This is a genomic window from Candidatus Caldatribacterium sp. (assembly GCA_014359405.1).
GTDB classification, from domain to species: Bacteria; Atribacterota; Atribacteria; order Atribacterales; family Caldatribacteriaceae; genus Caldatribacterium; species Caldatribacterium oleiphilum.
On the sequence record JACIZN010000106.1, the window covers coordinates 1 to 6,747 of the forward strand.

Genomic DNA, 6,747 nt, shown 5'->3' on the forward strand with positions numbered 1-6,747 from the left:
AGGATCTCGGTATGCCCAAGAGAAAGGAGGTGCTTCGTCGCAAGGTACGTTCCCGCCTCATCCGGAAGAAGAACGCTCGTCGAGAAAGGAACCTCAAGACTCCCTCCCAAAAATACCATGGGGAGCTGAGTCGAGAAGGCCTTCTTGAGGTGGGAGACTCCAAGGCGAGTAGCCACGATGATTCCATCAACGGATTTCTCCTCAAGGTCTTTGAGGTAGAGAATGTCGGATCCCCGCTCGATTGAAGGAAGGAGCAAAAGATGGTACCCCATGCTCCGGGCCGTCGCCTCGGCAGAGGCAAAAACTTCAGTGAAGAAAGGGTTGAAGATGTCGTCAATGAGCATGGCAATGAGCTGCGAGGATTTCTTGCGGGAAGGGAGGCGGGGTTCCACTCCCAGAGCCTCCATGGCTTCAAGAACCCGCTTTTTCAGGTGCTCGCTTACTGGGCGCGTTCCATTGAGAACATGGGACACGGTGGTTATAGAAACTCCGGCTTTTTCGGCAATCTCTTTGAGGGTTGCCATTACTGTCCCTTCTTTGGCAAATTTTCTTGCTTTGCGCAAATTTTACAAAACAGGAAAAGGAATGTCAAGAGAGCGGGGTGAAGAAATCTCGCCTGGCAAGACTTGAGGCAGAACGGACGAAGGCTGGGGCACTGACGAGAAAGCCTTGACACCCAGAAATACCGGGAATAGACTGAAGCAAAAAGGGGCTCTGCCCTTTTGGAAGGTGCTTCTGTGGAGAGAAGTCGTGACTGGCTTGACGCAGCGATAGGCGACCTGGAACATGCCCAAAGTGACATCGACCATGGTTTCTACAACTGGGCCTGTTTTTCTGCGCAACAGGCAGCCGAAAAAGCTGTAAAAGCGGTTTTCCAGAAACTCGGCGCTGAGGCCTGGGGGCATTCTGTGGCCGATCTCCTTATGGAACTCTCTGGGAAATACGAGGTCCCTGAAGAGCTCATCGAGGGTGCCCTGGAGCTTGATAAAGCGTACATTCCCACAAGATACCCCGATGCCCATCCTTCCGGGTCTCCTCGAAGTCGGTACACGCTGAAGGAAGCCCGGAGGCTTGTTGCGTATGCCACCGAAATCGTCCAGTTCTGTGAGAATCTCCTATCCCAGATGGAAGCCTGAGGACGTCATCCGGACCATCCAGGAGAGGCTCCCTGCGCTTCTTGATGTGGACCTTCTTCTTGTGTACTCTGGGGAAAAACGCCCAGATGACTACGTCCTGGTGAAGCGGGTGCTTGGCATCCCTCGCCTTGAACCTCATATCTATACCGAAGCCGAGTACCAGGAGGTTGAAAGCGCCATTCGGCGCTGGATTCAGGAGGGCATTGTTCTCTGGTCCAGGGAGTAGTCCTTGCGGAACGTATCGATATTCGTCTTACCAGAGAATTGATGAAATTGAACGAAGCCCTGGGCAACGTACACCGGCTCATTTTGATTGCCTCGGGGTTTGTGGTGCTTGTTGTCCTTGTTCTGGGCATAATCGGTCTTTTCCGGTGATAGGCGCAGTATGGCTGTCTCAGGAACCATTGATTTGAATCCAGAGTTTGCGAAGGCTCTTGCAATTCTCGAAGAGAGCGATCAATCGGTCTTCATTACCGGCCAGGCGGGAACCGGAAAATCCACTCTCTTGCGGTACTTCCGGGAAAACACAAAGAAAAACATAGTTGTCCTGGCACCTACAGGGGTCGCAGCCATTAACGTTCAGGGGCAGACCATTCATTCCTTTTTCCGCTTTCGCCCCGATGTGACACCGGATGCTGCATGGAGAGTTCGGCCGAACAATGAGAAATTGTACAGAAACCTCGATACTATCGTGATTGACGAGGTTTCCATGGTTCGGGCGGATCTCCTTGATTGCGCCGATGCGTTCCTTCGTCGTTTTGGGAAAAAGCCTGGAGAGCCTTTTGGTGGTGTTCAGATGGTCTTCATCGGCGACCTCTACCAGTTACCTCCAGTAGTGAAAGAGAAGGAGAGAATCCTTTTTGAAGAGTACTACCAGAGCCCTTACTTCTTCAGTGCCCGGTCTTTCCAGGAGATTCATCCTGCTTTTGTGGAGTTTGAGAAGGTTTACCGCCAGAACGACGAGCAGTTCTTGGCAATCTTAAACCGGATTCGGAGCAACACGGTGAGTGACGAGGATCTTCGGATTCTCAACGAGCGGGTTATCCCCGGGTACGTTCCCGAAGAAGGGGAGTTCGTGGTGTACCTGACAACGACAAAGGAGAGGGCCCAGAGAATAAATGAGGAGCGGATGCAAAGGCTCAAAGGGGAAGAGAGATTGTACATGGGGGTCCTGACTGGAAGTTTTGAAAATTCAAAAACAAAAGACCTACCTGCTGATTTAGAGCTGCGGCTCAAAAAGGGTGCCCAGGTGATGCTCCTCAACAACGACCCCTTAGGGCAGTGGGTCAATGGAACCATGGGACAAGTGGTGGGTTTTGAAAAAAGAGAATGGGGAGAAGTCGTGGTTCTTAACCTTGAAAACGGCGAAGAAGTCGAAGTGGGACCACACGTCTGGGATATGTTTGAGTTCTACTACGATGAAAGAGCACAGCGCATCGCCACAAGACAAATTGGTTCGTTCACGCAGTATCCTCTGCGGCTTGCCTGGGCAATCACCATTCACAAAAGCCAGGGTTTAACCTTTGACCGGGTGGTCATCGACCTCGGCAGAGGAACTTTTGCCCACGGACAGCTCTACGTGGCACTCTCCCGCTGTAGAACCCTTGAGGGGATTGTCCTTCGACAACCCGTTCGACGAGAGCACATCCTCATGGATGAAGCCGTAGTCCGTTTCCTTGCGGAGTACCGGGATAGGCGGGAGAGCCAATCGGGTTAGAAGGTTTGTGTCTCCTGTTTCTTAGGGTCTCCACTCCACCTTGGGTTCCTCTTTGGGTACTTTTCTAAATCCACGGACACTCTAAAAAGGCAGGGATTCGTCCCAGGGTTCTGGACTTTGCAAAGAACCAAGGAAGTATGGCATTGCCTGGAGTACCTAATGCCACTACCAAGGCGGTTCAACCCGGGAGTCTGGAGGGCTTCGAGGATTGTTCCAGAAAACCTAAAAGGATTGAGTCTCGGTTGGACTCCAGGACTCTTTGAGTGGATTCGAGAACTCAGGGAGACATGCCCTTTCCTGGGGAAGGAGAACTTAACCCTCTTCCACTGTGAAGGTAAGTTCTGTGGGAAGTTCGAAAAAAGCCTGCAGTGGGTATGGCCCTGAGCTCTTTGTCCTCTCTCCAGCCCTTCCACATTGGTGGAATAGCAGGACAATTGAATTGGATCTCCCAGGAAGAAGTGTGCATTAGGAAAACTCCGCTAGAGTTTTAGGTAGAGGACTTCTGTGAATACTGGAATTGTAGAGTGTCCCACATGATGTGAACCTATACAAAAAGTTGACAACTTGAGGGATTTTTTGCTACTATCTGAATTGCTCCAATGCTTACAAACTGAAAGAAAGTAACCAAATGATTGGCACTCCAGAAGAATGTAGGAGAATTAATAGGAGGAACATACTGCTAGAAATAAGAACCAATGCTCCGATCTCCCGTACCGAGCTCTCAAAGCGCTTGGGACTTTCGCTTCCTTCGGTATCGAGGATTGTTGACCCTCTTATAAGGGATGGAGTAATTCGGGAAGTTGGTAAGGGGAGATCTACTACGGGTAGGAAACCGACCCTTCTGGAACTTAATCCAGAGTACCGGTACGTATTTGGTGTGGATTGTTCTCGTAAGGTAACAGTGGTTTTGAGCGATTTACACCTTAATACGCTACACAAGCAAGAGATAGAAGCAAGTCCGATGCTAGGTCCCCTTAAAATTGGCCGCATAGTCCTGGAAACCCTTGAGGAGATACGTCGTCATTACTCTCTGGCACCTGAGCAAATTGCGGGGGTGGGTATTGCAACCCCAGGTTTCTGCTTTAAACATCAGGAGGGGACAGAATGGTCTCCCTTTTCTGGCTGGGAAAGTACAGATGTAGAAATGCTGTTTACACGCCTGATACCCTACCGTTTGATTATTGACAACATTGCTAGAGCTTCAACCCTTGCGGAAATGTCTTTTGGATGGGGAAAAGATTTTTCTGGCTTCTTCTACTTTTTTTGCAGCTGGGGGGTTGGAGGCGGATACGTGTACCGTGGTGAGCTTGTTAGGGGGATGCACGGGTCTTGTGGGGAAGTAGGACATACAACTGTAGATCCTAATGGAAAACCGTGCTACTGCGGGAACAGGGGATGCCTCGAACAGTATACTTCTACTGCCTTTATTCTTAGCGAGATGGAAAAAGAAATGGGACAGCCCTTTACCTTTAACAAACTTGTCGAGAGCTACAAAGAGAGAAATCCAAAGGTACTTGCGGTTTTGAGAAGAGCGGGTTTTGTGCTGGGGAAAGGGATTGCCAACATGATTAACGTTTTGAACCCGCCGGCTGTGGTTTTGGGTGGAGAATTGGTGCAATTTCCCGAATACGTGGAGGAAGCTATCCGCTCCTCCAGGGAAAATATTTTTTCCCTAAAAGCGCAGAATACGCCCATCTTGGTGAGCAAGCTTCAGGAAGAGGGAAGTGCCTTAGGAGTGGCAAGTGAAGTTGTTGCCTCTCTATTAGAAGAGCTGGTCTAAGGGGGTTAGGTAACGTGGATTTCCGGCAGGATATCTTGGACACCTTCGAGGGTAAGAATAGAAACATCGTGTGGCAACCTCGTTTAGAGCATTGGTTCAACGTCAACAAGACCTTAGGCAAGCTTCCTGAGCGGTTTAGAAATGCAAATATACTGGAGGTCTACCAGGATTTAGGAGCTTCTGTACGGTACTTCTACGGGGAAAGTGTTGACATCTCTTCTCCGCGCACATACATCCTCTTTGAGTACTCTAATGGAGCTGCTGTTGAGGAGGTTACTGAAGGGGACACTATCCATGTTTATTTTCGCTCCCCTTTGGGGACCCTTTACGGTCGTAAGAAACTGGGTGAATGGGGGTGCTCCTGGCACTATGTCGAACATCCAGTGAAGAGGCTTGAGGATTTGGAGATCCTTGAGTACATTGTTACCAACACCCACTATCGTTTCAACGTGGAGTTTTATGAGGAGGCAAGGAACAAGCTTAATGGGTTGGGGGAGATACAATTCTACTGGGAGAGGTCGCCTTTCCAGAGACTTTTTCTTCAGTTTGCAGGGATCGAAAGGACTATCACTCTGGTATATGACTATCCCCAAAGGCTAAGGGAGTATCTTAGAAGGGCTGAAGAGGCCGAGGACGAACTCTTTGAGGTTCTTGCTTCCTGTCCTGTCAAAATTCTTAACTTCGGGGAGAACATTGATGGACGCTTTAATTCTCCGGCTATCTTCGAGGAATGGTTGCTTCCTTACTATGAGAGGAGAGTAGCGCAGCTTCACAAGGCTGGTAAGTTTTGTCACATCCACATGGATGGTTCTCTTAAACCGCTCCTTCCTTACCTTAAAAGTCTCCCCTTTGATGGAATCGAAGCTCCCACACCTCTTCCCCAGGGAGATGTTGAGGTTGAGGAATTGCGGGAAGCGATAGGGGACAAGGTTGTGCTTGATGGGATACCAATGCTACTTTTTATGCCAGAGTATGATCTTTCTGAACTAGAAACATTTACCCTGAAAGTCTTGAAGGCTTTTGCTCCTCGTATCATTTTAGGGGTATCTGATGAGTTGTCACCCATGTGTGACATCGAAAAAGCGCGTTTTGTTTCCAAGATAGTGGAAAGATGGAACGAGAAAGGAGGAGATGAGAAAAGGTGAGATGAAAGTTCTTTTTGGTTGTGAGAGTTGGGAGTCAATAAAACAGAAACTTGGGAGGTGTCAGAGGAGATGAAGAGGGTCGGAGTGATAATTGGTCTGCTGATGGTGTTTTTACTGGTTTTGGTTCTTGCAGAGGGACAAGAAGGACAAAGGGTTACTCTCAATGTCTGGTTGATGAAGCAGGCGGAGGTAGAGTTGATCAAAGCTCAGGAGGAAGCTCCATAGTGTCTCGTTTATTGTGTCCGGCCAGCATTGTAGCTCCCCGTCTCGATTTCCGCAAATCCCCTGAGCTTTCGCGCTCCCCAGGCCTCGTTCAAGTGACTCAAAACTAAGTACAAAAGCTTCTCCACTGCTTCTTCTCCACAGAACACCTCCACCACCTTCGTCCGTCGTTTCACCTCCTTCGCCAGCCGTTCCAGTTGGTTCGTGGTGTACAAGTACCGCCGGATGGACTTGGGGTGACGGAGAAACGCCAACAGGGCGTAAGCCTTGGTCTCCCAGCATTCCACAATCCTGGGATAGATCTCACCCCACCTCTCCCGCAGCTTCCCTAAGCCTCCCTTGGCTTCCTCCTCCGTCTCCGCCCGGTAAATCTTCTTGAGTGCTTCAGCCAAGGCCTCGCGGTCCTTCCTTCTTACCCTGTTCAAAGCATCCCGTACGGCATGCAAAACACAAAGCTGCCAGTCCGCATCAGGGAACATTTTCTTGATGGCCCCCTCTAAGCCCGGGAGGTCATCGGTGACGAAGATCCGTACCCTGCGTACCCCACGGCGCTGGAGGTCTTTCAGTACTTCCTCCCAGTTGTGGACGCCTTCTCCCCTCTCTCCAAACAGCCAAAAGCCCAGGATTTCCCGGTGCCCATCCGGCTCAATCCCCAGGGCCATGTACACCGGTTCCTTGGCCGTTTTTCCCCGGCGGATGGAGAGGAAAGTCCCGTCCAGGAACACCGCGTAGTACTCCTCCGCTAAT

General features: G+C 50.2%; 9 protein-coding genes. 7 read left to right on the forward strand and 2 right to left on the reverse strand.

Annotated features, from left to right (window positions below):
- Positions 1-524, reverse strand: a 524-nt coding sequence (locus H5U36_08195) for a LacI family DNA-binding transcriptional regulator (GenBank protein MBC7218100.1), incomplete at its 3' end; no start/stop codon positions are given.
- Between the two features lie 213 nt (positions 525-737).
- Between H5U36_08195 and H5U36_08200 the strand changes: the two genes are divergently transcribed.
- From H5U36_08200 to H5U36_08230, 7 genes are all read left to right on the forward strand, one after another.
- A complete protein-coding gene (locus H5U36_08200; protein ID MBC7218101.1) occupies positions 738-1,136 on the forward strand; it encodes a HEPN domain-containing protein in 399 nt (132 codons plus the stop codon).
- Positions 1,105-1,362, forward strand: coding sequence for a hypothetical protein (locus tag H5U36_08205; protein MBC7218102.1), 258 nt, complete (start codon positions 1,105-1,107; stop codon positions 1,360-1,362). Before H5U36_08200 ends, H5U36_08205 begins: the two co-directional genes overlap by 32 nt.
- A 159-nt stretch (positions 1,363-1,521) precedes the next feature.
- Positions 1,522-2,853, forward strand: coding sequence for an AAA family ATPase (locus tag H5U36_08210; protein ID MBC7218103.1), 1,332 nt, complete (start codon positions 1,522-1,524; stop codon positions 2,851-2,853).
- 159 nt (positions 2,854-3,012) lie between these two features.
- Positions 3,013-3,237, forward strand: a complete 225-nt coding sequence (locus H5U36_08215) for a hypothetical protein (GenBank protein MBC7218104.1) — start codon at positions 3,013-3,015, stop codon at positions 3,235-3,237.
- 244 nt (positions 3,238-3,481) lie between these two features.
- Positions 3,482-4,633, forward strand: coding sequence for an ROK family transcriptional regulator (locus H5U36_08220; GenBank protein MBC7218105.1), 1,152 nt, complete (start codon positions 3,482-3,484; stop codon positions 4,631-4,633).
- 14 nt (positions 4,634-4,647) lie between these two features.
- A complete protein-coding gene (locus H5U36_08225; GenBank protein MBC7218106.1) occupies positions 4,648-5,778 on the forward strand; it encodes a hypothetical protein in 1,131 nt (376 codons plus the stop codon).
- Positions 5,779-5,847: 69 nt separating this feature from the next.
- Positions 5,848-6,003, forward strand: coding sequence for a hypothetical protein (locus H5U36_08230; GenBank protein MBC7218107.1), 156 nt, complete (start codon positions 5,848-5,850; stop codon positions 6,001-6,003).
- An 8-nt stretch (positions 6,004-6,011) separates the two neighbouring features.
- On the opposite strand, the gene H5U36_08235 is transcribed toward H5U36_08230, so the two are convergent.
- The coding region (locus H5U36_08235) for an IS256 family transposase (GenBank protein ID MBC7218108.1) at positions 6,012-6,747 on the reverse strand (736 nt) is incomplete at its 5' end.

Bases quoted from the DNA above. Each gene is read 5' to 3' on its own strand.
- H5U36_08230 (MBC7218107.1), top strand. From the start codon at position 5,848: ATGAAGAGGGTCGGAGTGATAATTGGTCTGCTGATGGTGTTTTTACTG.
- H5U36_08220 (MBC7218105.1), top strand. From the start codon at position 3,482: ATGATTGGCACTCCAGAAGAATGTAGGAGAATTAATAGGAGGAACATA.
- H5U36_08215 (MBC7218104.1), top strand. From the start codon at position 3,013: ATGCCACTACCAAGGCGGTTCAACCCGGGAGTCTGGAGGGCTTCGAGG.
- H5U36_08210 (MBC7218103.1), top strand. From the start codon at position 1,522: ATGGCTGTCTCAGGAACCATTGATTTGAATCCAGAGTTTGCGAAGGCT.